The sequence below is a fragment of the Alphaproteobacteria bacterium LSUCC0396 genome, assembly GCA_041228345.1.
Classification (GTDB): Bacteria; Pseudomonadota; Alphaproteobacteria; order Puniceispirillales; family Puniceispirillaceae; genus UBA3439.
Genome location: CP166131.1, coordinates 1,105,065 through 1,128,932, shown reverse-complemented (window position 1 = coordinate 1,128,932; position 23,868 = coordinate 1,105,065). Strand labels below are relative to the sequence as shown.

Sequence of the window (23,868 nt, the reverse complement as noted above, 5' to 3'; positions counted from 1 at the left end):
TCTATTGGGGCCAATGCTGTTGGGGTCAATTCTGTTGGGGCCCGTCTGGCTTAGCCAACGATGTTAAAGTCCGGCCCATAGGGGTAATGGGTGATATTTTCATGGCCACCATCGGTGATGATCAGAATATCATGCTCACGGTATCCGCCAGCACCCGGCGTGCCATGCGGAATGGTCAGCATCGGTTCCATCGACACCACCATGCCCGGTCTCAGCACAGTATCAACATCTTCGCGCAGTTCCAGCCCGGCTTCGCGGCCGTAATAATGCGACAGGATGCCGAATGAATGACCATAGCCAAAGCTGCGATATTGCAGCAGATCGCGCTCTTGCAGAAAGGCGTTGATCTTTTGGGTAACCGTGCTGCAGCTCATGCCGGGTTGCAGCAGGCTCATGCCATATTCATGTGCGGCAACATTGGCGTTCCAGATCTGAAGGCTGGCCGCATCTACCTCTTTTAAAAACATCGTTCGTTCAAGTGCGGTATAGTAGCCGGAAATCATCGGAAAGCTGTTGAGCGATAGAATATCGCCGGATTGCAAGGCTCGGCTTGTGACCGGATTATGGGCCCCATCGGTATTGAGACCGGATTGAAACCAGACCCACGTATCGCGATATTCGGCATCGGGAAAGGCTGCGGCAATCGCAATTTCCATGGCATCACGGCCAGCCATAGCAATGTCAATTTCACGTGCGCCTTCTTTTACCGCATCATGGATAGCATAGCCGCCAATATCGGCAATCTTGGCAGCGGCTTTGATCAGTGCCAGTTCTGCCGCTGATTTATGCATTCGCTGCTGCATCACGTCATGTGACAGATTGATCATGCTGGAAGGCGATAGAAATGTCTTTAGCTTGTCATGCTGATCAAGGGTGAGATGATCTGCCTCATAGCCGATAGCACAGTTCTGGCCGGTCATTGATACAACTGCACGCCAAAAATTATCGCGTTTCCAGTCGGTGTAGGTGATGTTATCGCCAAAGCATCGCCGCCATGGCTGGCCGCCATCAATGCCTGCAGAAATTGTGGCATGATCATTGGCTGTGACGACCAGCCCGTAAGGCCGGCCAAAGGCGCAATAAAGAAAGCCGGAATAATAGGCGATCGAGTGCATTGAGGTAAAAACGGCAGCATCCACATTGGCGGCGGCCATAATCCGGCGCAAACCGGTTATTCGGAATTCATATTCGCTGTTGGAAAATTGCGCTGTTGCTTTTTCACCGTTATGAAAACGGTAGGTTTCTGGTCGTAAAGTCATTTAGACCCTCCATTGACGTGTTCAAAAGAAGGCCCCGGCGTTCAGGACTTTAATATGCAAGGCGCAACCGCACCCTTTTCGATGCAGCTGGAACGACGCCATCGTTCGTGCCTTCGCTCTATATCAACAGTTGCGATAAAAGAGGCAAGTCTTTTTTGCCGGATAGGCCAGTGCCAAAGCCGTGTAATATATTGTTTTGGACTGCGGGAAATTGTTGTATGAACGCTGGTGATTTTTTGCGGGTAATTTTTTTTTAAATCTATGTGATCGCCGTTGCGCCATCGAGGAGAAAATGATGTCAACAATCGTGAATAGCTGGAATGAATGGGACCCGTTGAAACATGTCATCGTCGGACGTGCTGATGATTGTCATATCCCGCCAGAAGAGCCAGCCCTCGATGCCAAGGTGCCAGAAGATAGCGACATGCGTGGCCAGTGGGGTCGGCGTCCGCAGGAAACGATCGACCGCGCCAATGAGTTGCTGGATAATTTTGCGGCAATGCTGGCGGCGCGCGGGATCAAGGTTGATCGCCCGACACCGATTGATTTTTCCCAGCCAGCGACCACTCCTGATTTTCATACTGAAAGCCAATTCGGCTGTATGCCGCCACGCGATGTGCTGCTGACAGTTGGGAACGAAATTCTCGAAGCGACGATGTCATACCGCTGTCGCTGGTTTGAATATCTTTGTTACCGCCCGCTGATGCAGAAATATTGGAATGAAGATCCGAATTTCCGCCATGAGGCCGCACCAAAGCCGCGCCTGACTGATGCTGATTACCATCCAGATTATCTGTCAGAGAAAATTGGTGTTGCAAAACGGCTGCAATGGGCCGCCGAGAAATTCTTTGTAACGACGGAAGAAGAGCCGTTATTTGATGCTGCTGATGTTTTGCGTTTTGGCAAGGACCTTGTTGTCCAGCATGGCTTTACGACAAACTTAAAAGGCATTGAATGGCTGCGCCGGCATTTTCCTGATCACCGGGTTCATGCGGTTAATTTTCCCGGAGACCCATATCCAATTCATATTGACGCGACATTTACCCCGCTTCGTCCCGGCCTGATTTTGAACAATCCGCAACGCCGCCTGCCAGAAGAACAGCGCCGGATGTTTCATGATAATGGGTGGGAAATTGTTGATGCGGCACAGCCCGCGCATAATGCCCCGCCGGCGCTATGCTATTCGTCGGTTTGGCTTAGCATGAATGTGCTGGTGCTTGATCCGAAAACAGTTTGTGTCGAAAAATCCGAGGTCTATCAGGCTGAGCAGATGGACAAGCTCGGGATGAATGTTATCGAGGTTGATTTGCGGGATGCCTATGCCTTTGGTGGCGGTTTGCATTGTTGTACCGCAGATGTTAACCGTGAAAGTGTGCTGGAGGATTATTTCCCAAAGCTGGTGGGTTAAAGCAACCGCCGCCATTTATAAAAGAGGTAAAGGCCAATGACGCAAACGGTGTTTCGCAAACCATTTACCCAGCAAGAGGGAATCCCCGAAGCCGGCATCAAACGTGCAGTCGAAATTATGCAAACCGGCCGATTGCACCGGTATAATCTACTGCCCGATGAAGTTGGCGACGTCGCTGCCTTGGAAATGGAATATGCGAAATGGCAGGGGGCGGCGTATTGCGTTGCCTGCACTTCGGGGGGCTATGCTATTCAGCTTGGCTTGCGAATTTGCGGGGTTAAACCTGGCGATAAAGTGCTGGCGAATGCCTATACTCTGGCCCCAGTTCCAGGTGCTATTCATAATGTTGGCGCTGTGCCAGTTCTAGTCGATATTGATGAGAATTATCATATTGATTGTGATGATCTGGATGCAAAGGCCGCGGCCAGCGGTGCCAAACATCTGCTCTTATCATACATGCGGGGTCATATTCCCGATATGGACAGGGTGCTGGCGGTATGTGCCAAGCATGATATCAGCCTCATTGAAGATTGTGCCCACACAATGGGGGCAAAATGGCGCGGTATCCGCTCGGGCAATTTCGGTAAGGTGGCGGCATTTTCAACCCAGACCTATAAACATATGAATTCGGGCGAGGGTGGTTTTTTGACCACTAATGATGCCGAACTGGCGGCGGTTGCGGTGGTGTCGTCCGGCTCTTATATGCTCTATGGTCGTCATGGCGCGATCCCGGCCGAAGAAATATTTCAAAAAGTGCGGCTTCATGCTCCTAATTATTCGGGACGGATGGATCATTTGCGTGCGGCGATGTTACGCGCGCAACTGCCGATGCTTGAAGATAATTTGGCGCGCTGGAACCAGCTTTATGATCGGCTTCATGGGCATCTATCGGCAATGGACGGGGTGATTATTCCGCCGCGCAAACAAGAAGAGTTTTATGTTGGCTCGTCAATCCAATTCCGTGCTGATGCGGTGGCAGCGTCCGCGGTTCCCGATTTTGTTGCGGCCTGTGCCAAACGTGGGGTTGAGCTGAAATGGTTTGGTGATGCTGAGCCAAAGGCCTTTACCAGCCGCTATGATAGCTGGCGTTATATTGATGATATCCCGGTTTTGCCAACGACGTTGCGGGTGCTGGAAAAAACCCTTGATATGCGTGTACCGCTGACTTTCACAATTGATGATTGCGACGTGATCGCCGAGATTATCGCCGAAGAAATCAGGCCGTTTTTAACAAATTAATCGGGGCGTTGTCCGGTAAAAATGGGCCACAGCATCGCCGCGGCCCATTTTGTTTTTCTGGGTAAAACCGGCTAGCTGTTAGCGGCGACAAGTGCCTGTTCGATATCAGCGATGATGTCGTCAAAATGCTCAATCCCGACCGCAAGCCTGACATAGCCCGGTGTTACCCCGGTCTTTAACTGATCGTCGGCGGAAAGCTGTGAATGCGTTGTCGATGCCGGATGAATGGCAAGGGTGCGCGCATCACCGATATTGGCAACATGATAGATCATCTTCAGATTATCAATGAACTTGCGGCCAGCTGCCTCGCCGCCCTTAAGCTCGATCCCAACGATCGGCCCGTAACCACGGTTTAGATATTTGTCGGCCTTGGCCTTTTGTGCGCCTTCAAACAGGCTTGGGTAAATTACCGACAGGATCGCCTCATGCTTAACCAGATGTTCGGCAACGCGTTGCGCATTGTCCTGATGAACGCGGAACCGCAATGGCAGTGTTTCCAGACCTTGAATTAACTGGAACGAATTGGTTGGTGAAATCGCTGCTCCAAGGTCGCGCAGCATCACAACGCGGGCACGAATAGCAAAGGCGATTGGTGCGCCTAATGCTTCGGGAACAAGGCTGCCCCAAACCGCGCCGTGATAGCTTGGGTCTGGTGTATTGAATAGCGGATGCCGGTCCGGATTCCGGGTCCAGTCGAAATTGCCGCTATCAATAATGATGCCGCCAATTGAGGTACCATGGCCGCCAATATATTTGGTCAGCGAGTGCACAACGACGCTGGCACCATGGTCGATTGGGCGGCAGGTAATTGGCGCGGTGGTATTATCCACAATAAGCGGGATATCAAGGCTCTTGCCAATTTCGGCAACTTCGGCAATCGGAAAAACATTCAGCTTTGGATTGGGCAGGGTCTCGGCGAAATAAGCGCGGGTTTTCTCGTCGGTTAGTTCACGAAAACTTTCCGGATTATCCGCATCGGCAAAGCGTACCTCAATGCCAAGCTGTTTGAACGTGTTGGCAAAAAGGTTCCAAGTGCCGCCATAAAGATGCGGCGACGAAACAATGTTATCGCCTGCACTACATAGGTTTTGAATGCTAAGCGCGACGGCTGATGATCCGGATGCAACCGCCAGCGCAACCATACCCCCCTCAAGCGCGGCAACCCGTTCTTCCAGCACTGCATTGGTCGGGTTCATGATCCGCGTATAGATATTTCCAAGCTCGCGAAGGCCAAATAAATTGCCAGCATGTTCGGTGCTGTCAAACTGATAGCTGGTAGTTTGATAGATCGGTACTGCAACTGCGTTCGTCGCGCTGTCACGGCGATAGTTACCGGCGTGAAGCACCAATGTTTCGGGATTTTGAAAAGTTGCTGACATAGTTTCTGCCTCGTCTTGAATGCATGAATTGAAGATTGCAAAGATATAGAAAAATTTGCTTTGGCCAGCGAAAAAAATGAAGGCAGTTAAAAAAAATTTCCAAACTACGGTATATAATGCAAAACCTTCTATTTTTGGATCCGGATTGAGTAATTTATAGCGTCATCCTATCGACCGCGTGACTGGCCAACGTGAACGCCTCGACAAGGCCGCGTGATTTTCAGAGGGTGCCGGTCATGTGATTGTTGATTGCGCATCGCTTTTTTGCTGATCATGGTGCGGTGTCATGCTAACAATATCCGCCTAATATTTACCGTTGGAAGCGATCGCCGCGGTTCACCAGTCTCTGCCATATAGGTCTAACCATGGCAGCTTGTCAGAATTTTAATTTGCAGATTTTACGGGGACATAAATGAAAACATATAAAATCGCGTCTATTCCGGGCGATGGCATTGGCGTTGAGGTTATTGATGCTGGGTTAAAGGTTCTTGATGCTCTTGCCGCGCGTGATGGCGGGTTCAAACTGGATGTGACCAGCTTTGATTGGGGCAGTGACCGTTACAAGCGTGAAGGCGCGCTGATGCCTGCTGATGGGGCAAATGAGCTGCGTGATTTTGATGCGATTTTCTTTGGTGCGGTTGGGGCGCCAGATATTCCTGATCATCTGACACTTTGGGGTTTGCGGTTGAATATCTGCCAGCCGCTTGATCAATATGCCAATGTCCGCCCAACGCGCATTCTTCCGGGGATCAAAAGTCCGCTGGCTGGTGTAACGGCAAAGGATCTTGACTGGGTTATCGTGCGGGAAAATTCCGAAGGGGAATATGCTGGTCAGGGCGGCCGTAGTCATCGTGGCCAGCCGCATGAAATGGCCACTGATCTGGCCGTCTTTACACGGGTTGGTGTCGAACGTGTCATGCGTTTTGCGTTCGAGCTGGCGCGGTCACGGCCGCGTAAATTATTGACCGTCGTGACGAAATCAAATGCCCAGCGATACGGTATGGTTATGTGGGATGAAATCGCCGCCGAAGTTGCCGCAGATTTCCCTGACGTGACATGGGATAAAATTCTGGTTGATGCGATGACAGTCAGAATGACGATGAAGCCGGAAAGCCTCGATACGATTGTTGCGACCAACCTTCACGCCGATGTGCTGTCGGATCTGGCGGCGGCTTTATCTGGATCAATTGGCGTTGCGCCAACGGCCAATCTGAACCCTGAGCGGACCAGCCCTTCAATGTTCGAGCCGATCCATGGTTCGGCCTTTGATATTACCGGCAAGGGCATCGCCAATCCGGTGGGAACGTTCTGGAGCGCGTCGATGATGCTTGAGCATATTGGCGAGAGCGATGCCGCTACACGGTTAATGGAAGCGATCGAGGTGATTACTGCCAATCCTGATTTTCATACGCCCGATCTTGGCGGCACGGCAACATCTGAGCAGGTGACCAATGCAATCATTGATGTGATTAGGGCCCGCAACGAATAGGCCCGCAACGAATAGCTGTCCAGCAGAGGTGCATATTTGTTGATAGACTGATAGATTGATACTCTGACCGATTTAATGAGAGGTAGCCCTTATGAACCCAACAATCGAGCTGTTAAAATCTCATAGGTCGATCCGCCAGTTCAAAGACAGGCAGATTGCACCTGATTTGTTGAACGAGATTATTCTTGCCGGTCAGGCTGCCGCATCATCCAATTTTCTGCAGGCGGCGACGATCATCCGTATTACCGATCGGGTCAAGCGGGCGCGCCTAGCAGAATTGGCTGGCAATCAGGCTTTTATCGAATCGGCGGCTGAATTTTTGGTGTTCTGCGCCGATATTAGTCGAGCTTCGCGCTGTTGTGATTGGCATGGCGCCGAGGCGAATACCGGCTTTACCGAACAGTTCATCATCGCAACGGTAGATGTCGCACTGGTGGCGCAAAATATTGTAGTGGCGGCAGAATCGGCCGGTCTTGGCATTTGCTATATTGGCGCCTTGCGCAATGATCCGGCTGCGGTATCAGCAGTTTTGGGGTTGCCGCAACATAGCTATGCGGTTTTTGGGCTATGCCTCGGCTGGCCCGATCAAAATCCGGAAATCAAACCTCGTCTGCCGCTTGATATCGTATTTCGTGAAAACAGCTATGGCACCGACAGCGATCTTGGCCAGCTGGCCGATTATGATGATGCGATCCGCCATTATTACCAAACCCGCACAGACAATAAGAAATCCCAAAGCTGGAGTGAACAAATGTCGGCGATGCTGAGCAAGGAATCGCGCCCGCATATGCTGGCGTTCTTGCGCCGATCGGGCTTCTTGGAGAAATAGCCATAAACTGCTGATTGAATTGACACGCGCCTGTGATCAAAAGGCTTGCATCCGGTTGCTGATTGGGTCGTAATTTAGCATCAAGTGTCGTTTGGGGGGTGGTCATGGAATTTTTGTTTGGACGCTATTCGCTGATGTTTTATGCGCTGCTAGGCGCATTGGCGGCTGGGCTGGCAAGCCTCGCCTATCCCGCTTTTTGGGGATTTGCCGCGGTGCTGGCCGGGCTGGCGGGGGTCGGGTTTTATGATTACACGCAAAAGAAACGTGCGGTTCTTGGTAATTATCCGCTGATTGGCCGGTTCCGGTTTTTGTTCGAGTCAATCCGGCCAGAATTGCGCCAATATTTCTGGGAATCTGATACAGACGAGCTGCCTTATTCGCGCAATCAGCGGGCGATGGCTTATCAGCGCGCAAAAAGCATTACCGCCGCCCGCCCCTTTGGTTCTGACAAAGATATGTACGCTGAAGATTTCAACTGGCTTAATCATTCGCTTCAGCCCGCAGAAATTGACTCGTCAGATTTCCGTATCCGGGTCGGTAAAGGCGATAAGGCCTATGATGCTTCGGTGCTAAATATTTCGGGAACCAGCTTTGGTGCATTGTCGCCGCCAGCAATTCAGTCATTATCGGCTGGGGCTAAGCTAGGCGGCTTTGCACATAATACCGGCGAGGGGTCTTTGTCGAAATATCATCTTGCGGGGGGCGGTGATACGATCTGGCAAATTGGCACTGGCTATTTTGGCTGCCGGACCGCTGATGGGCAGTTTGATCCCGAGGCGTTCCGCGAGCGCGCCGTGCTGGATCAGGTTAAAATGATTGAAATAAAACTAAGCCAAGGTGCCAAGCCGGGGCATGGCGGTATGTTAATGGCACCAAAGGTCACACCTGAAATTGCCGAGACACGCGGAATTCCTGCCTATCAGGATGTCGTGTCGCCGGCGCGTCATAGTGCTTTTTCAACACCAAATGAATTGCTGGCTTTTGCCGCAAAGCTGCGTGATCTTTCGGGCGGCAAGCCTGTTGGCATAAAATTATGCGTTGGGCATCCTTGGGAAGTCATTGCGATTGTCAAAGCGATGGTGGAAAGCGGTACCATGCTCGATTTTATCACGGTTGACGGGGCCGAAGGCGGCACTGGCGCGGCGCCGGTTGAATTTACCGATCATATTGGATCGCCACTTCGCGATGCGCTGGTCTTTGTTGATAATTGTCTTCGAGGGGCAGGGATCCGTGACCGCGTCAAGATCGCCGCTTCGGCAAAGATTATCAGCGCTTACGATATTGTCCGGCATTGTGCCCTTGGCGCGGATTGGTGCAATATGGCGCGGCCTTTCATGTTCGCACTTGGCTGTATTCAGGCGCGTGATTGTGCGTCTGGCAGATGCCCTAGCGGGGTTGCCACGATGGACCCGAAACGATACCGCGTGCTTGATGTTGAAACGCGTGCAAGGCGGGTGTTTAATTTCCATAAAAACAGTATGAATGCGGTTGTGGAAATGCTCGAGGCGGCAGGGCTTACCCACACCAACCAGCTTAACCGGCGGCATATAGTGCGCCGCTTGTCAGCGAGTAAAATTCTGCTTGCCGACCAGATTTATCCACGCGTCGAGGTGAATGCGCTGATTGACGGCAAGCCGGTTGATGATCCGCGCCTGTCGTCTTATTGGCACCGGGTTAGCGGCGACAGCTTTCATCCGCAAGAACTAACGACGTAATGGTTAGTGGCCGGTGGGGTGATGGCCGGTTTTAAGGGCATAATATTGGCGCCCCATCAAGGCCGGATCCGCGCCAAAGGATCAGCGTTAAAATTGGGCTTGAGCCGGTGGTCATTGCGTGTGGTTGCCAGCTTGCGTGATATGTCTGCTGGGTTGGGCCGAGCCGAACTGGCGGCCGCCCATCGGCGGTAAATGTTGCCTCGCCACTGATCACAAAATACAGCTCTTCTGCCTCGTGATAATGCGCCGGATAGAAAAGCTCTGGTCCCCAATAACCGATATAGGCATTCAGTTGCTTTGAGGTGAAATGCCCAGTTGGGCCGGTCAGTTCGAAAAAGCCGTAATGATCAAAAACCCCCTCGTCAAGCTCGTCTTCGCGATAGGCAAATTGCCACTGGACAAGATCAAGTGCGGCGATGATTGCGTGGTGCAGTGTGGCAGTGCGGGGATCCAGCCCATAATCCCTTGCGGCAAGATGCGTCGCGGCGGCGGCCGGATGTCGAAGAACGGTCTGGCGGATCAGATCATCTGGTGGCGGCGCAAATTGCCAAAGGCTGTTTTTGTGATCATTTGATCCTGCGGCTGCCCTATGCCAAAGATCAATCTCGGTGTTGCACAGATGATCGAGCCCGTCCATATCTGCCCTAATGTAACAAGGTTATTGCCGCCAAATTGTTTTCGCCAGATTATTTCAGCTAGATTATTTCAGCTAGATTATCACGGCCAGAAGATCAATGCGAACCTGTCTGGCTGAGACAAATCCCGATGATTGTGGTGCTAGTTATATTCTGTGCCAAACGAATTTCCATCACGCGAAATCACGTCCCGCCGCCGCGGCGTCTTTGATAAATCTATTCGGTTGCCAGATCGTGCTGTTTTCCCCGGATAGCGCCTCTAATCCGGCGAGAATGTTTTCCATGCCAATCTGGTTAGCATAATGCATCAGCCCGCCGCGCCATCGCGGAAAGCCATAGCCAAGAACGCTCACCAGATCAATATCGGTGGCGGTTTCTGCGATTGCCTCGTCAAGGATAGACGCCGCCTCGTTAATCATTGCCAGCAACAGCCGGTGGGTGATGTCATCATCGCTATAATTGCGCCGGGTTACGCCTGCCGTCGCCGCCTCATCGATGATCAGATTATCTACCGCCGGATCATGGCTTGCCTGCCCTGCATTATCATATCTGTACCAGCCAAGACCGGCTTTGCGGCCAAGGCGGCCAGCATCAACCATCAGATCGGCGATCCTGACATAAAGCCTGTTTGGATCACGGCTGGCATCTTGGCGGCGGCGGTTCGCATAGGCGATATCAAGTCCGGATAAATCCTGTACCGCATAAGGGCCCATTGCATAGCCAAAGCCAGTCATGGCGTGGTCAATTTGCGCCGGGGTTGCGCCGGTCAACAGCAAAAGATCAGACGCCTCACGGTATCGTGCCAATATCCGGTTGCCGATAAAGCCATCACAAACCCCCGCCACAACCGGAATTTTGCCAAGCTGTTTGGCCAGCGCGAATCCAGCAGCAAGAGCGCTCGGCGCACTGGCCTCACCCTTTACGATCTCGAGCAGTTTCATGATATGGGCGGGGACGAAAAAATGTAGTCCGATCAGCCGTGATGGATCATCAAGCACACCGGCAATCGCATTGATATCAAGATAGGATGTATTGCTTGCCAAAACGGCAGTGGCTGGCATGACCATCTGCAATTGCTGAAAAACGGCTTGCTTGACCGCCATATCTTCAAACACCGCTTCGATGGCGATATCGGCGTTGCCAGCACTGGCATAATCGGTTGAGACGCTGTGGCGGGCACGCATTTCAGCCGCGCGCGCCGGCGTGATTAGGCCCCGTTTCATCCCAGTTTCGATAAGGCCTTCAGCGCGTGCAATGGCCGCAGTGGCAGCGACGTCATTATTCTCAATTGTTACCGTTTTGATGCCGGCACTGATCAGGGCATGGGCAATACCCGCCCCCATCGTGCCGCCGCCAACGACAACGGCCTCGCCAATGGTGGAACGATGCGCGGCAAGGTCAGCTGGTGCCCTTGCGCCGCGCTCGGCAAAAAACAGATGCCGAAGTGCCCGTGCCTGTGCGGATTGACGAAGTGCAAGAAAGCAATCACGTTCGGCGGCCATGCCGGCAAGAAAGGATGTATGGCTGGTGAGGGTAACAAGCTCGGCCGCCTTTACCGGTGCAATCTGGCCAGCGGCGCGGCGGCTAAGGGCAGCATGGATTTTTACCAATACGGCGTCATCCCTTGTGCTGTTTGGCAAATTGCCAACCGGCGTTATGGCGCGCAGATCATCGGCGGTAATCGCGATTGCGGCGGCCTTTGGCGCATCATCAATAAGGTCTATAAGCCCCGCCGCAAGCCCGATTTGTGCGGTCATGGGCTTGCCGCTGGTGATCATTTCCAGCGCGGCAGAAAACCCGATCAGACGTGGCAGGCGCTGGGTACCGCCAGCACCCGGAACAACGCCAAGCAGCACTTCGGGAAGGCCAAGCTGGGCCTTTGTTACAGCGATCCGATAGCGGCAGGCCAGCGCCAGTTCCAACCCGCCACCAAGCGCGGCCCCGGTTATCAGTGCAATCCATGGAACCTCAGATGCCTCAATCATCGCCAGAATATCGGGCAAATGTGGTGCCACCGGCGGGGTATCAAATTCGCGTGCATCACCTCCGGCTGCAAAGATTCTATCGCTTCCCATCAGCACAACACGGTCAATACCGGCTTCGGCCTTTTGCGCCATCAGCGCGTTATGCAGCCCACTGCGTACAGCCAGATTGATAGCATTGACCGGCGGGTTGGCAAGCTCGACAAAAAACACATTATCATCGCGCCAGAATTTTACCGTCATGGCTGTTCCTTTTGGGTTTGCAATGGCGCCGCATTTTCATGAGGGCCGTTTGTGGATGCCGATCTATGCAAATGATTATCTTCACCTAAACTGACGAAACTAGTGCCAGAATGCTTGCGAAGGTCGCTTGTGATCATGCAAGATTATCACGCCGCAACAAAGACCTGTTTCGCGTCATTTTGGCAAAATATATCTAAAAAAAATAGGTCATGGCGCGCGCCCTTAAGAGAAACCAAATAACAGCAAATGGCAGGGATGATATGAGCGATACAATCATTGTTGAAAAGCGCGATCATTGGGTCAAAATTACCCTAAACCGACCCGACCGGTTAAATGCGCTTAATATCGAAATGCATCGTGCGTTTCGGGCGGCGTTGGAAAATGTCGGCACGGCGCGCGCAATATTGATTACCGGTGCGGGGCGTGGTTTTTGTGCGGGTCAGGATCTTGGCGATCGCAATCCTGATACTGGCGATTGGCCGCCTGATCTGGGGCAGACATTAAATGATTATTTCAATCCGCTGGTGCGGCTGATTACCGGATCGCCGGTGCCGGTGGTCTGTGCGGTGAACGGGGTTGCGGCAGGGGCAGGTGCTAATCTGGCGCTGGCTTGTGATGTTGTTCTGGCGGCAGATAATGCCCGCTTTATTCAGGCCTTTTCGAAAATTGGTCTGGTGCCTGATGCCGGTGGTAGCTGGATCTTGCCACGCCGTCTTGGCATGGCGCGTGCCATGGGATTGGCGCTAACCGGTGAGGCGCTATCCGGGTCGCAAGCGGCTGAATGGGGGCTTATCTGGAAAAGCTATGATGATGCCGAACTAATGCTGGCAGCGCATGACCTTGTAACAAAATTTGCATCTGGCCCGACCGCCGCCTATGCAGGGACAAAAAAATTGATGCAAGCCGCTGCCAGCAATCCGTTTGATGGGCATCTTGATGATGAGGCAGTCATGCAGCAGGCGTGCGGCAGATCAGATGATTATGCTGAAGGGGTGCGCGCGTTTCTGGCCAAGCGCCCAGCAGAATTTACCGGCAGTTAGACGGGCAGTTAGACGGCCTCGATAATCATCGAGACGCCCTGACCAACGCCAACACACATGGTACAAAGCGCATATCGTCCGCCGCGCCGCTTTAACTCATAAGCTGCCGTCAGCACAAGCCGTGCACCAGACATGCCAAGTGGGTGGCCAATCGCGATCGCCCCGCCATTCGGGTTTACGTGCGGCGCATCATCAGCAATGCCAAGCTGGCGAAGACAGGCAAGCCCCTGCGCCGCAAAGGCCTCATTGATCTCGATCACATCCATATCCTCAATCGAAAGACCGGCCATTTCCAGCGCTTTTCTGGTGGCAGGCACCGGCCCAATTCCCATAACGCGCGGTGCCACCCCAGCGGCAGCTGTTGCCACGATCCGCGCCATTGGCCGCAAACCATGCATCTTGGCCCCTTCGGCCGAGGCCAGCAACAGCGCCGCTGCCCCGTCATTGACGCCCGATGCATTGCCAGCGGTTACCGTTGAGCCGTCACCATTTACCCCGGCAAGGCTAGCAAGCCGTTCAGCTTTGGTATCGGGGCGGGGATGCTCGTCAGTATCGAATATAACCGGATCACCGCGGCGTTGAGGAACTGGCACGGGAATGATTTCGTCAGCGAATTTCTGGGCGGCGTGCGCAGCTGCCCAGCGTTGCTGCGAGCGCAGCGCAAACGCATCCTGATCGGCGCGGCTGATATGATAATCAGCTGCAACATGATCGGCTGTTTCGGGCATTGAATCGACCCCATAAGCGGCCTTCATTGCCGGATTTACAAACCGCCAACCAATCGTTGTGTCATAAATCTCGGCCTTACGCGCAAAGGCAGTTTCAGATTTTGGCACGATAAAGGGGGCGCGGCTCATGCTCTCAACACCGCCCGCAATGGCCAGATGATAATCACCTGCCCGAATGCCTCGTGCTGCCGTGGCAACAGCATCCATGCCCGATGCACAAAGGCGGTTAATCGTGCTTGCAGGCACCTCAACCGGCAGCCCTGCCAGCAGCGACGCCATCCGCGCGACATTGCGGTTATCTTCACCAGCCTGATTGGCCGCACCAAAAACCACCTCGTCAATGGCGCCCTTGTTTAAATCTGGGTAACGCGCAAGCAATGCCTCGATCACATGCGCGGCCATATCATCTGGGCGCATTGATGAGAGTGCGCCACCAAAGCGGCCAATCGGAGTTCTAACAGCATCACAAATAAAGGCATTCATGTTAAATCCTATCCGGCTCACCGGTTGTTTTCTTCCTCAAACTCCAAGATAACGCGCGGTCAGCCCATCGGTTCCAAGCAATGTTTTTGAATCCCCGTGCCAGACAACTCGCCCCTTGTCCAGAATATAATGGTAATCGGCCAGCCTAGCCATGGCTTTGACATTTTTATCAATAATCAGGATCGACTGCCCCTCGGCCTTTAGCGTGGCAAGACAATCCCATATCTGATTGCGGATGATCGGGGCTAGCCCCTCGGTTGCCTCGTCAAGGATCAATAGTTTTGGATTGGTCATCAGCGCGCGTCCAATTGCCAGCATTTGCTGTTCACCACCTGATAGATGATTGCCCGCATGATCGCGTCGTTCGGCAAGCCTCGGAAATAATGCCAGCACACGGTCATAATGCCAGTGCGATGCCGTATCATCACGCGGTGGCAGATAAAAGGTTTGTAAATTCTCAGCGACGTTCAGATTGGAAAAAATCTGCCGCCCTTCAGGCACCAGCCCGATACCGGCGCGCGCAATCTGAAATGGCAGCTGATCTGGCCGGTCATCGCCAAAGCGTTCAATACGCCCCGCGATCAAGGGCAACTGCCCCATGATCGTGCGGATGGTGGTGGTTTTGCCCATGCCGTTGCGGCCCATCAGTGAGACAACCTTGCCAGCCGGAACCGCCAGCGATACACCAAATAGAACCTGCCCCGCACCATAGCCTGACTGAACATTGTGAAGATGCAGCATCGCCTAGTCCTCATCGCCAAGATAGGCCGCTTTCACCGCCTGATTATTACTAATTTCGTCGACGGTTCCAGCGGCAATGACACTGCCCTCGACCAAGACTGTCAGGCGGTCGGCAAGGCGGAACACCGCATCCATATCATGCTCGATCAGTAAAATCGCCACATCGCCGCGAAGCCCATCAATGATTTCGGTCATGCGCTGGCCATCGTCAGGCCCGGCACCGGCCATTGGTTCATCCAGCAATAAAAGGCTGGGCGCCGCGGCCATTGCCAGCGCCAGTTCTAGCATCCGCCGTTCACCATGCGCCAGATCACTAACCATCACATCAGCGCGGCCGGATAGCCCAACCCGATCAAGGATAGCGATGGCACCGTCAATCAATTGACGGTCCGCGAAAGCCGGTTGTAAAAATCGAAAACTTTGGCTACGGCGCGCCTGCTCGGCAATGATCCCATTTTGCAAAACGGTAAAATCCATCAAGACATTACTGATCTGGAACGATCGGCCAATTCCGGCGCGGATACGCGCTGGCACCGAAAGGCCGGTTAGATCGCGCCCATTTAATAGCACCTGACCGCTGTCAGGTTTTAATGCGCCGTAAATCTGCTGGATCAAGGTTGTTTTCCCAGCGCCATTCGGGCCAATTAACGCATGAATTTCCCCCGGCATTACGGTTAATGACAGGTCATTTGTCGCGGTCAATGCGCCGAATGATTTTGTTAGGTTGCGAAGTTCTAGAACCGGATTTGTCATCATTTCACCGCTGTTTTACCCCGACCAAGGCGGGGCAGAATCTTGCGGTCGATCAGCCCGACCAATCCGCCGCGTCCAAATAGCACCACCATGATTAACAGCGGGCCAAATAACACCATCCAGTTCTCGGCATAGGCTGGTGCCAGTGCCCCAAGCATTAATGGTAAAAATTCTTCAAGTAGCAAAAAGACAATCGCGCCAAGCAGCGGTCCTGCCAGCGTTCCAAGCCCGCCAAGGATGATGATGATCATCAACTCACCCGACCGAGTCCAATGCATGATGTCGGGGGATACATATTCCTGCCAACTGGCAAACAAAGTTCCCGCCAGCCCGCAAATTACGGCCGAAATTACATAGCCGGTAATTTTGAAATGAAGTGGCACAAGCCCCATCGCTTCAACGCGAGACTCATTGCTTTTAATGGCGCGCAAGGTCACCCCAAAGCGTGATCGCACGACAAACATTAACAAAAGCGCAACAAGTGCCAACATCGCCCAGATCAGAAAATATAGCCGTAATGGCTCATAAAGATCGATCAGCAGAAATTTGGCGCGGTCAATGCTCATGCCGTCATCGCCGCCAAATTGTTCCAGCGAAACAAACAGAAAAAACAGCATCTGCGCAAAGGCAAGCGTGATCATAATAAAGTAGATGCCAGTTGTGCGCAGCGCCAAATAGCCGATCACCAGCCCCAGGCTGGCGCAAACCGCGATGCTAAGCAGGATATGCGCCCAGCCATTCATCAGGCCGTAAAACTGACCAATGCCAACACAATAAGCGCCAATACCAATAAAGGCCGCATGACCGAACGAAACCATGCCGCCATAGCCAAGCACAAGATTAAGCCCCATGGCCGCCATGCCAAGCAGCATGATCCGCATCACAACATCGTTCCAGAACGGCAGATCAACAAGATGCGTGACGATTGGAAAAAGCGCGAATCCGGCAATGAGCAGCCACAGCAATTTATTGTCGCGGATGCCAGCGTGAATCAGACCAAAAAATTGTAATAATCCGGTCATGTCACTATCCCTTGGCTGGAAACAGGCCGGTTGGCCGGAAAATCAGTACCACTGCCATCAGAATATAAACCAGCATTGACGCCAATGCGGGCCCGGCACCGTCGGCGGTTGCCTGCTCGACAAATAACCGCAAAATTGATGGCAGAAAAACCCGCCCGAGGGTATCAACCAGCCCCACGATAATCGCCGCAACAAAGGCGCCGCGAACCGAACCAATACCGCCAATGATGATCACCACAAGCGATAGAATCAGCAAAGGCTCACCCATGCCCGATTGCACCGCAGTCAACGGCCCCAGCATCATGCCAGCCACACCGGCAAGGCACGCACCGGTTGCAAAGATCAGCCGGAACAGAATTTTGATATTAACCCCCAACGCGGCCGTCATTTCCGGATTGTTTGCCCCGGCGCGCACCATCGCCCCAATACGGGTTTTAGACACGAATAAATGAATCCCCAGCGCAATGATAAGGCCAACACCGATCACCCCAAGCCGGAAAGCCGGATAGGGTGTTTCAGGTAAAATCTCGACAAAGCCTGACAGCGATGGCGGCAAATCTGAATAAATCGCGGCCGGGCCAAAGCCAATACGAATAGCCTCGTTAAAAAACAGGATCAGACCAAAGGTCGCCAAGACCTGTTCCATATGATCGCGCCGATAAAGATGCCGGATGATTAATAATTCGAGAAGATAGCCGCTAGCAAATGTAATGGGAATGGCCAGACCCAGCCCGACAAAGAAATTGCCCGTGGCTTGGGTAATCGCCGCCGCTGCGTAGGCGCCAATCATCACCTGCGCACCATGCGCCAGAAAGACGAAATCCATAATCCCCAGAATAAGGGTCAAACCGGCAGCGACCAGAAACAAGGTAACGCCGGCTTGCAGACCGTTGAAAGTCTGTTCAAGAATAAGGGTAAGGGTCATAGGCCGTAACCAGTCGCGCTAGCCGCGCCGTTGTGCAGACTGTTTGTTCCCAGCCAGCAGCACAGAAACGGCCGCTGGCTGGTTTTTTAGAATTTACAATTTACCGCATATGAGTCGGCGTGATTATTAAAGACAGTGCTAATCACCTTGGTTGTGACAACGCCGTCAGCATCCTTCACTGTTTCACGCAGATAGATATTCTGGATCGGAAAATGATTTGTGTTCATTTTCAGATTGCCGCGGGTGGTTGGGATATCGCCTGTTGCCAGTGCGGCGCGCATTTTGGCGGTGTCCTTGCTACCAGATTTTGCAATTGCATAATCGATCGCCAAGATCGTGTCATAGGCCTGTGCCGCATAGAAAGACGGATAGCCGCCAAACTGAGCTTTGTAATCGGCAACAAATTTCTTATTGATCGGATTATCAAGATCGGGTGACCAGGTTTGTGTGCCAAGGATGCCGAGCGCCGAATCTTTCAACGCCGGTAATGATACCCCGTCAACGCTAAAGACCTGATAGAGTTTGCTAACCCCATCCATACCCGCCTGCTTCCACTGTTTGACAAAATTGATCCCCATCCCGCCCGGCTGGAAAATCATCGTTGTTTCAGGCTTGGCGGCGCGCAATGCCGACAGCTCGGCCTGAAAATCAGACTGGCCCAGCTTGGTGTATACTTCGCCAACCACATTACCTTTGTAATAGCGCTTGAAGCCGGACAGCATGTCCTTGCCGGCCTGATAGTTTGGCGCCATCAGATAGACCGATTTAATGCCGGCATCCTGCATATGTTTGCCCATAGCCTCTGGCGTTTGGTCATTCTGCCATGACATGGAAAAGAAATTCTCGTGGCATTGATCACCGGCAATCGGCGACGGGCCAGCGTTCGAGCTGATCAGCAAATTGCCTGCACGGGTTACCGGCTTGTGAATCGCCATCAGCAGGTTTGACCAGATAACGCCGGCGACAATATCCACCCGATCGCTTTTCAGCAAACGGTTCGCCAGCTGTTTGGCAATATCGGGTTTGCGCTGATCATCGGCATAGATGATTTCGGCATCCATACCGCCAAGCTTGCCGCCCTTGTGCTGCATAGCCAGATTGACTGCGTTCTGCATCTGTTTGCCAATAATGCCGGCACCGCCAGACAATGTGGTCATATAGCCGATCTTAACCGTTTCGGCCATTGCCGGCATTGCGGCCATCGCCGCCGTGACAGCGCAAATCGTCATAAGTTTTTTCATCTTTGTCTCCCTCGAAATGCAATCTGGCCTGTCGCCGATTTTATTCGCTCTTGTCGTGGTATGGTCTGGCATGATTTGACGTTATCAGTGCCATTTTGAAACATTTTGTCCCTGTCCCATCATTGCCAATTCCGCGCCGTGACGCAATGCGCTTTTCAGCATTCGCAAAATTTTATGGCTTGATGCTCCATTGTGAGCTCTAGCTGCCGATTAGGCGTGTCACCAGCATCCAAAGGCCGATGCCGCCAATTGCATATGACGCCGGAACTGCGATCAGGCGCCGGTACCACAGCGCGTTGCCCGCGGCGACACCGAATATCAAAAAGGCAGGCACAAGAACAGCAAGCTGGCCCAGCTCAACACCGATATTAAAGCTGATTAGGCTCAGCATAAACTGGTTGCTGGCGAGGCCGATATCGCCAAGCACACTGGCAAAGCCAAGCCCATGAAGAAGCCCAAATCCGAAAATCACCGCCAGCCGTCCACCGCCTAAACGGGTGCTGCGCAAATTCTCAAAGGCAATATAAATGATGGACGCCGCGATTAATGGCTCGATAATTTCCGGCGACACCTCAATATAGCCGGTGCTTGCCAGCATCAATGTTGCCGTATGTGCCAGTGTAAACAGCGTGACCTGCCCCAGCAGTGGCCGCCATCGTGCGGCATAGAAAAACAGCCCCAGCACGAACAGAATGTGATCAAGCCCCTTTGGCACAATATGAACAAAACCAATTTTAATATAATCAAGCGCGACGGTTAGGGCCGGTTGAGCCGTTGTGCCACTGGTTAAAATTGGCGGGGTTATCGCCCCCGGTTCAAGATAGCCGGTATAGAGGGTTTCAGGCGTTTTCGCCGGATCTTGCTGGCGAACAACCAATGGCCCGAGGCTAGCAGCCCAGCCAAAGCGGACGCTTTTATCGGCGGGGTCAAGCATGGCTGATATCGCAAGCCTACTATTTCTAGGCAGGGTGATAGCCGGATTATCCTCAACGGTGATTGTTTCAAGCTGAAAATCTAGTGGCCGAAAATCACCGTCCGCTACAGTGCCGGCAAGACCGGTCAGACTCTGTTTGAATTCGAGCCATTTCCGGGTGAATTCAGCGGCCAATTCAGCGGCGGGTAATTGCCGAAGCGCGTCATAATCGGCGCCTTGTGGTGCGTCGTCAGTGTCGCGCACTAGGCTGGCATCAAGGCCGGCAAGAAACAGCTCGGCATTCAAATCAATGCTGATGTGAAGGCGGCTGGATGTGCCAGTTTCGGCGTCGCCTCCGGCCGCGTTCGACAGTGATAAATCGGCAACCGCTGGCCGGATTTCATGGGCCAATGCTGCCATGCTGAACGGGCTGATTAGCAACAGGAAAAGGCACAGGCCAAGATGGCATGATAAGGCTTTACAATTGGCAATCAATGGTCTGAAGTCTTTGCGAAACATGAATTGTTCAACTTTATGGTCTTTTGAGGATGGTATGATTATTTCTGCTGTTATGATGGTGAGTGTGGCGGCGCGAAAGATCGTCAAAATAACCTGTAATATAGCTAAAATAGGATTGGCATTTGCCGGGTTTCTTATCGCTATATCAGCATCATCACAGGCCCATGAATTCTGGATTGAGCCATCGTCGTTCCAGCCCAAATCCAATCAAACCTTAACGGCAGATTTGCTAATTGGCACTGATTTTTTGGGGACATCGGCAATTTATGTTCCGGATCAGATCGAGGCATTTGCGCTTTTGCGGCCGACTATCAATGACAAGCCGGATGATCGACTGGAACGGCAAGAGATTTCTGGCCGCTATGGTGATCGTCCGGCCGGAAAAATCAACTCTGGTGTGGCGGGCCTTGGCATTATTTTGCATCAAACTGCGCCGATCCGTATGGTCTATTTATCGCCCACAAAGTTTGATGATTTTGCCCGCGAAAAAGGCTTTGATCAGGCGTTTGAACAGCATCAAAGCCTCGGCTTTTCGCTGGATAAGATCACCGAGCGCTATCAACGTTTTGCAAAAAGCCTGATCAATGTTGGTGGGGCTGGCACGGCCGGTGCTGGAAATGACCGCCATCTTGGTCTGGCAATCGAGCTTGTTGCCGAGGCGAATCCCTATCAATTGCCGCCCTTAGAAATGATGCCAATCCGGCTCTATGCAGGCGGCAAGCCGCTGGCCAATGCCCAGATTACCGTTTTCACCCGGCATAATCCGCGTCATGTGGAGACAGCAAAATATAAAACTGATCAGGAAGGCCGCGCGCGTTTTGCCCTATTGGCCGGACGCGACTACCTTGTTGATAGTGTGATTTTGCGGCCGTTGCGCGGGGCTGATGCGGGCGATGAAATGTGGGAATCGCTATGGGCGTCATTGACCTTTCATGTGCCCACCCTAAAATGAGCCGCCAAAAATGAGGCGCCAAAATAAGACCAGACAAGGACCGACCAAACAGACTTAAAACCGGCAGGAGGTAACCCATTATTATGAATAGTGATGCGCATATGATCGGCCGTAATCTGCGAATTGACGCAAGCCGGCTATGGAACAGCCTGATGGAAATGGCAAAGATTGGCCCGGGTATCGCAGGCGGTAATAACCGGCAGGCGCTTACCGATGATGACGCGGCGGCGCGGCGGCTGTTTCAGACATGGTGTGAGGCCGAGGGGTTGGCGCTTCAAACTGATCAGATGGGCAATATGTTTGCCCGCCGCGATGGTTTGGATAACAGTCTGCCGCCGGTCATGGTTGGCAGCCACCTTGATACCCAGCCAACGGGCGGGAAATATGATGGGCCGCTTGGCGTTCTGGCAGCGCTGGAGATTATTCGCAGCCTGAATGAGGCGGGACTGAAAACCCGCCATCCAATTGAGATTGTTAACTGGACGAATGAAGAAGGCTGCCGTTTTGCCCCGCCAATGATGGCATCGGGCGTTTTTGCCGGTGTGCATAGTCTGGAGTGGGCCTATCAGCGTACCGATGCGGCTGGCGCAAGTTTTGGTGATGAATTGAAACGGATTGGTTGGGTCGGTGATGCGCCAGTCGGCGAGCGGCCAGTTGCTGCTTTTTTTGAGCTTCATATCGAACAGGGGCCGATTTTAGAGGATTCGAACATCGATATTGGCGTCGTTACCCATGGGCAGGGGCTGAACTGGATTCGCATTACCCTGACCGGAAAAGAGGCGCATACCGGATCAACGCCGATGGCATCACGGGTAAATGCCGGCCTTGGCATGGCGCAGATTACCGTGTTGGCGCATCAGATTGCGATGAAGAACGCCCCGCACGCTGTCGGTGCGGTCGGGCATTGCGAAATTTTCCCAAATTCAACCAATATCATCGCGGGCAAGGCCATATTTACCATCGATTTCCGTAGCCCTGATCCGGCGGTGATTGCGGCAATGAATGCCGAGCTGCGCGCCGGTGCAGGTGAAATTGCGGCCTCGCTTGGGCTGGGGATTGATATTGAGCTTGCCGGTGCGTTTGATCCGGTGGCGTTTGACCGGGCCTGTATTGACCGGGTGCGCGGCGCTGCAGACCGGCTTGGCTATAGCCATATGGACCTTGTTTCAGGCGCTGGGCATGATGCTTTTTGGATGAGCAAGGTTGCGCCAACCGCGATGATCATGTGCCCTTGTGTTGGTGGGTTGTCGCATAATGAAGCCGAAGAAATTAGCCAGGACTGGGCGGCAGCAGGCGCCAATGTCTTGTTTCACGCTGTTGTCGAAACGGCTGGCCTGATCAATGATATTGGCGGTGATTGATGCCCTCTATAGACGACTGATATGGGCAAAAGCCTGATATGGCAAAGCCAAAGACAAGGGGCGTAAATGAAGAGGATAGACATATGATAGACCGGTTAAATCCAGCCCCTGTTATAGGTATTATTGGCCTTGGCAATGCAGGCGGTGCCATTGCCACTGCCTTTGCCGCATTGGCGCCTGTTCATGGCCATGATCAGAATGTCGAACGGCTTAACTGGGCAGCGGCAAATGGCGTTATCACGCATGATGATATTGGCGGTGTCGCAATGGCGGCGGATGTAATCATCCTGTCATTGCCGCACCCTGATATCTCTTTGGCGGTAACGACCCAGCTTCTTGCCACGGCGCGCAAACCGCCATTGATTATCGAGACCAGCACGGTTACCCCGCAAACAGCGATTGATTGTGCCGCATTGTGCGCGCGGCATGATGTCGGGTTTGTCGATGCTGCCATCGCTGGCGGTGTTGCCAGCATGGCAAGCGGCCAGATGACGTTTTTTATGGGCGGAGATAATGCCGCCAAAGTCATTGCAAAGCAGGTCCTCGAACCCGTTGCGGCAGACATTTACGACCTTGGAAAGATTGGTGCGGGAATGGGCATCAAGGTGGTTAATAATGCAGTGATGCACGCGCTTATGGTGGTGCTAATCGAGGCTTTTTCAATGTCAAAGAAGCTGGAGGTTTCCAGCGACACATTCATTTCGATCCTGAACCGCGAGGAGGGTATGCTGCGCCCGCTTGTTCACCGCGTACAGGAACGGATGAAACATGCCGATTTTGACGGCGGTATGTCAGTGACGAATGCGCGCAAGGATTCGTGCCTTGCACTGGAAACCGCGCAACAGCTTGGTGTACCGCTTTTTGCCATTTCGGCATCGCATACACCGTATGAAATTGCCGAGGCAAACGGGCTTGGCGAGGCTGATTATGCGGCGCTATCGCGTTTGTGGGAGGGGTGGGCCAAGGTCATTTTTAAAGATGCCGAAAAGCCCTAGCCTGCGAGATATAATCT

Annotated in this window: 20 protein-coding genes; 9 read left to right on the top strand and 11 right to left on the bottom strand. The window is 52.9% G+C overall.

Annotated elements, in window-relative coordinates; all coding sequences use genetic code 11:
* Positions 1–50 precede the first annotated feature (50 nt).
* A complete protein-coding gene (locus AB8881_05505; GenBank protein ID XDZ64337.1) occupies positions 51–1,259 on the bottom strand; it encodes an aminopeptidase P family protein in 1,209 nt (402 codons plus the stop codon).
* Positions 1,260–1,554: 295 nt separating this feature from the next.
* On the opposite strand from AB8881_05505, the gene AB8881_05500 reads away from it, so the two are divergent.
* Together AB8881_05500 and AB8881_05495 are read left to right on the top strand one after the other, a co-directional pair.
* Positions 1,555–2,667 carry a serine/threonine protein kinase gene (locus AB8881_05500; protein XDZ64518.1) on the top strand — a complete coding sequence of 371 codons (1,113 nt, stop codon included), beginning with the start codon at positions 1,555–1,557 and terminating at the stop codon, positions 2,665–2,667.
* Positions 2,668–2,703: 36 nt separating this feature from the next.
* Entirely contained in the window at positions 2,704–3,906 is a 1,203-nt protein-coding gene (locus tag AB8881_05495; GenBank protein XDZ64336.1) for a DegT/DnrJ/EryC1/StrS family aminotransferase, read from the top strand.
* A 71-nt stretch (positions 3,907–3,977) separates the two neighbouring features.
* On the opposite strand, the gene AB8881_05490 is transcribed toward AB8881_05495, so the two are convergent.
* Positions 3,978–5,285 carry an O-acetylhomoserine aminocarboxypropyltransferase/cysteine synthase family protein gene (locus AB8881_05490; protein ID XDZ64335.1) on the bottom strand — a complete coding sequence of 436 codons (1,308 nt, stop codon included), beginning with the start codon at positions 5,283–5,285 and terminating at the stop codon, positions 3,978–3,980.
* Positions 5,286–5,697: 412 nt separating this feature from the next.
* Between AB8881_05490 and AB8881_05485 the strand changes: the two genes are divergently transcribed.
* From AB8881_05485 to AB8881_05475, 3 genes are all read left to right on the top strand, one after another.
* Positions 5,698–6,774, top strand: a complete 1,077-nt coding sequence (locus AB8881_05485; GenBank protein ID XDZ64334.1) for a tartrate dehydrogenase — start codon at positions 5,698–5,700, stop codon at positions 6,772–6,774.
* 91 nt (positions 6,775–6,865) lie between these two features.
* Positions 6,866–7,603, top strand: a complete 738-nt coding sequence (gene nfsA / locus AB8881_05480; GenBank protein XDZ64333.1) for an oxygen-insensitive NADPH nitroreductase — start codon at positions 6,866–6,868, stop codon at positions 7,601–7,603.
* 104 nt (positions 7,604–7,707) lie between these two features.
* Positions 7,708–9,318, top strand: coding sequence for an FMN-binding glutamate synthase family protein (locus AB8881_05475; protein ID XDZ64332.1), 1,611 nt, complete (start codon positions 7,708–7,710; stop codon positions 9,316–9,318).
* Positions 9,319–9,349: 31 nt separating this feature from the next.
* Here AB8881_05475 and AB8881_05470 read toward each other — a convergent pair whose 3' ends face one another.
* Positions 9,350–9,955, bottom strand: a complete 606-nt coding sequence (locus tag AB8881_05470) for a dimethylsulfonioproprionate lyase family protein (protein ID XDZ64331.1) — start codon at positions 9,953–9,955, stop codon at positions 9,350–9,352.
* Positions 9,956–10,126: 171 nt separating this feature from the next.
* Complete coding sequence (locus AB8881_05465) at positions 10,127–12,178, bottom strand: 3-hydroxyacyl-CoA dehydrogenase NAD-binding domain-containing protein (protein ID XDZ64330.1); 2,052 nt, start codon at positions 12,176–12,178, stop codon at positions 10,127–10,129.
* A gap of 260 nt (positions 12,179–12,438) precedes the next feature.
* Between AB8881_05465 and paaG the strand changes: the two genes are divergently transcribed.
* Positions 12,439–13,218: a 2-(1,2-epoxy-1,2-dihydrophenyl)acetyl-CoA isomerase PaaG gene (gene paaG, locus AB8881_05460; protein XDZ64329.1), complete on the top strand. Its 780-nt coding sequence runs from the start codon at positions 12,439–12,441 to the stop codon at positions 13,216–13,218.
* A gap of 8 nt (positions 13,219–13,226) precedes the next feature.
* Here paaG and pcaF read toward each other — a convergent pair whose 3' ends face one another.
* From pcaF to AB8881_05425, 7 genes are all read right to left on the bottom strand, one after another.
* Positions 13,227–14,429, bottom strand: a complete 1,203-nt coding sequence (gene pcaF, locus AB8881_05455; GenBank protein XDZ64328.1) for a 3-oxoadipyl-CoA thiolase — start codon at positions 14,427–14,429, stop codon at positions 13,227–13,229.
* Between the two features lie 36 nt (positions 14,430–14,465).
* Positions 14,466–15,170 (bottom strand): ABC transporter ATP-binding protein, encoded by a 705-nt coding sequence (locus AB8881_05450; protein ID XDZ64327.1) that lies wholly within the window; start codon positions 15,168–15,170, stop codon positions 14,466–14,468.
* Between the two features lie 3 nt (positions 15,171–15,173).
* Positions 15,174–15,926 carry an ABC transporter ATP-binding protein gene (locus AB8881_05445; GenBank protein XDZ64326.1) on the bottom strand — a complete coding sequence of 251 codons (753 nt, stop codon included), beginning with the start codon at positions 15,924–15,926 and terminating at the stop codon, positions 15,174–15,176.
* Positions 15,923–16,945 carry a branched-chain amino acid ABC transporter permease gene (locus AB8881_05440; protein ID XDZ64325.1) on the bottom strand — a complete coding sequence of 341 codons (1,023 nt, stop codon included), beginning with the start codon at positions 16,943–16,945 and terminating at the stop codon, positions 15,923–15,925. The genes AB8881_05445 and AB8881_05440 overlap by 4 nt, the downstream gene beginning before the upstream one ends.
* 4 nt (positions 16,946–16,949) lie before the next feature.
* Positions 16,950–17,870, bottom strand: a complete 921-nt coding sequence (locus AB8881_05435; protein XDZ64324.1) for a branched-chain amino acid ABC transporter permease — start codon at positions 17,868–17,870, stop codon at positions 16,950–16,952.
* Between the two features lie 86 nt (positions 17,871–17,956).
* Positions 17,957–19,111 carry an ABC transporter substrate-binding protein gene (locus tag AB8881_05430; protein ID XDZ64323.1) on the bottom strand — a complete coding sequence of 385 codons (1,155 nt, stop codon included), beginning with the start codon at positions 19,109–19,111 and terminating at the stop codon, positions 17,957–17,959.
* A gap of 199 nt (positions 19,112–19,310) precedes the next feature.
* A complete protein-coding gene (locus AB8881_05425; protein XDZ64322.1) occupies positions 19,311–20,543 on the bottom strand; it encodes a HupE/UreJ family protein in 1,233 nt (410 codons plus the stop codon).
* 34 nt (positions 20,544–20,577) lie between these two features.
* Here AB8881_05425 and AB8881_05420 point away from each other — a divergent pair, with 34 nt between their 5' ends.
* The 3 genes from AB8881_05420 (at position 20,578) to AB8881_05410 (ending at position 23,851) form a co-directional block, all read left to right on the top strand.
* Positions 20,578–21,495 (top strand): DUF4198 domain-containing protein, encoded by a 918-nt coding sequence (locus AB8881_05420; protein ID XDZ64321.1) that lies wholly within the window; start codon positions 20,578–20,580, stop codon positions 21,493–21,495.
* 83 nt (positions 21,496–21,578) lie between these two features.
* Positions 21,579–22,856, top strand: coding sequence for a Zn-dependent hydrolase (locus tag AB8881_05415; protein XDZ64320.1), 1,278 nt, complete (start codon positions 21,579–21,581; stop codon positions 22,854–22,856).
* An 83-nt stretch (positions 22,857–22,939) separates the two neighbouring features.
* On the top strand, positions 22,940–23,851 hold the full coding sequence (locus tag AB8881_05410; protein XDZ64319.1) for an NAD(P)-dependent oxidoreductase: 912 nt from the start codon (positions 22,940–22,942) through the stop codon (positions 23,849–23,851).
* The last annotated feature ends 17 nt before the right edge of the window (positions 23,852–23,868 follow it).